Below are 2611 nucleotides of genomic sequence, written 5' to 3'. Positions count from 1 at the left end.
TCTCATCAGTAACTCCGAAGCCCATATTGCCCGGGCGAATTGCTTGAAGAAGCTTGACCCTAATGAAAGCTACACGGCCGTGCAAGTACAAACGTCAATGGGTGTGGAAAATGTTTAAGCGAAACGGCCGCAAATGCAAATGTGCATTGCAGACATAGCCGTTGATTGTAAATCTGCAACATTTCGGGCGAAAGGCGCCAAAGGGCAGGCAGCCGCACGTCACGAAGCCGACGCAAGGTGATTGCAGAGCGTCCGGTAATTGATCTGAAGAACGCGGCACGCATGCGCCTTGTTGCGGTGCACTTTTTCATATACGAAACGTGCGTAACGCGCCTGCAGTTGCGGCACTGACCAGCGCTCCTGCATCGCCATCGCCATCAGGGAATCGCCGGCAGCTTCGACGAATTCCTCCTGCTCCTCCTGCACAGAGAATCTTTCGCCGTCGTACAGCAGGATGGAGCGTTCCACAGCATTTCTGAGCTCGCGCACGTTGCCCGGCCAGGAGTAAGCCATCATTCGCATGAGCCACTCCGGCTTTAGCGTCGGTGCAGGCAGATTGTGTGCCTCCGAAAGAGTTCGCGCGAAATGCTGAAAGAGCGGAACGATATCCCGTGGGCGGAAACGCAGTGGCGGTATCGCCAATTTGACGACTGCGAGACGGTGATAGAGTTCGGGAAGGAAGGTGCCTGCCTTGATCGCGGCATTGAGGTCGACACTGGTGGTCGCCACGATCCTCCCGGTGAAGGGCCGCACCTGGCGAGAGCTGGTCGGTGAAACACTGCACTGATCGACGGTGCGGAGCAGCCTGGTCTGCACAGCAATGGGCATGTGACTGACCTCGTCCAGCAGCAACGTGCCGCCAGCGAACTCATCAACGCGTCCGACGCGTTCTTCGACCGCGTAAGGTACGTTCGCTTCAATGCCAAACAAATCGCGATACTGGGAAGTCTCTGGTATCGATGCGCAGGAAACGATAGCGAACGGTCTCTGACTATCGCAGGAGGTGGCGTGCAGGTAGCGGGCAAGCACTTCTTTGCCGGTTCCGGTTTCGCCGGTGATGAGCACAGGGATTTGGGTTTGGCGTAGCCTGGAGACAGCATGCAACAGGTTACGCATCGAGGAACTCTCACAAACCAGAGCGGCAGATTCATCCTGCTCGGTTGCACGAAAGCGCTGTAGTGTCTGTTGGGCAAGCTGCTGCCGCGCCTGTTCCCGGCGCAGCGCGAGCGATGCCACCTCAGCAGTCTGCTGCAGGGCCACGGCGCCGCGAGGGCCCAGAGCGCCACTTCTATAGCATGCGGCCTCCATGGTGCCGACCACGTGACCGTCGTACATGAGCGGCACACCGATAAACGAATGAACATTTCGGTTTGCGCCAAGTTCGCGGCCCAGCATCCGAACCCGCGATTCACGTTCTATATCGGGTATCACCAGCGGCTGCTTATGAAGCGCAATCCACCCGGTGTAGCTCATGCCCGGTTCATACCAACGCGCCGTCTCGAAGGAGTCGTCGCCCAGATGGGCCACAACCATATAACGATTCGGCTCCGTCTCGGCACAAACGAAGCCAACATCGAAGGGCACCGCTCGCCGGAAAGATCGCAGAAGCTGGACCAGCATTGCCTCGGCACCACAAGGGGAGACGCCAGCGGTTGCGAGCGTCGCGATGTCGGCAACCGAGGTGAGTTGCTTTGACTGTTGCCCATCTGGAGCGGGCGCTGCCGCCGTCACGCGCTGTCCTTGACCCGTATTGCTGAGCAGCGCCTCCACCCGCACGAGCAGTTCCTGGCCATCCGCGGGTCCCAAAGGACGGAGCATGACGTCATCCGCACCGATGCGCGAGAGAAGCTGGCGTGCCTGCCGGGGCAGAACAGCCGCAGTGACAAGCACGGGTACTGCTTTCCATCGGAGATGCTCGCATAGCGAACGAAGACTGGCCTGATCCTCCTGGTCGAGGAAATGCAAATCGAGGACGACAGCGTCCGGAACTGTACCCGCTCGCAAAAGAGCAGGAGTGAGGCAGGGCCGCCACTCCACGGCATATCCCGCCTGTTTCAGCAGGTGCTGTATGAAACGCGCGGTGCGAACGTTTTCATGAACGAGAAGAACGCGCCCCTTGGTCATTTGGGAGAGACTCCTTTTCCGCAGAATCAGCCGGTCGTGGAGTTTACGTATAACGCAGAGACGCGGCGGAATTCAAAACATTCCTTGCATTTCTGCAATGCGTGACAGGCTTTCGCGTGAAGGCGAGGCCAAATACAAGAACTGGCGCACGCCGGCTGTTTTGCCGAGTTCTGCGAAAGCGAACGTCGAAGCTGGATGCGGCAGCTCAGCTACGTCTGGTTGCGTTTGGTAGTAAGCCAGAGCGAGTTGGCATGAAATGTGACGAGATGGATTGGCATCCCGGGTCTCAGAAGCGAGACTCGGGACGCGTGATCCAGTGGTCAATCGACTTTCGTGAAAACCGTGGAGATTGCATTCGTGTCGAGCACGGCATGGATCTCGGTCCCATGTCTCACAATTACGAAGAAGAGTTTCAGTGGAACGGGGCTATTGGGGGTGTTGACTGTGGCGGATCCTGTGCAGTCGTGGTTGACACTGTAAGTACCGG

Annotated in this window: 1 protein-coding gene; it reads right to left on the bottom strand. The window is 58.1% G+C overall.

The features are described 5' to 3' along the window. Nucleotides 1-219: 219 nt before the first annotated feature. On the bottom strand, nucleotides 220-2124 hold the full coding sequence (locus QOC89_RS12140) for a sigma 54-interacting transcriptional regulator (protein ID WP_323045236.1): 1905 nt from the start codon (nucleotides 2122-2124) through the stop codon (nucleotides 220-222). Nucleotides 2125-2611 lie beyond the last annotated feature (487 nt).

Origin of the sequence: Paraburkholderia sp., assembly GCF_034668105.1 — a bacterium.
GTDB lineage: Bacteria > Pseudomonadota > Gammaproteobacteria > Burkholderiales > Burkholderiaceae > Paraburkholderia.
Note: the sequence above shows the minus strand (reverse complement) of the source record. Positions and strands in the feature narration are given on the sequence as shown.

Coding starts and splice junctions, on each gene's coding strand:
- QOC89_RS12140 (WP_323045236.1), bottom strand. CDS start 2,124: ATGACCAAGGGGCGCGTTCTTCTCGTTCATGAAAACGTTCGCACCGCG.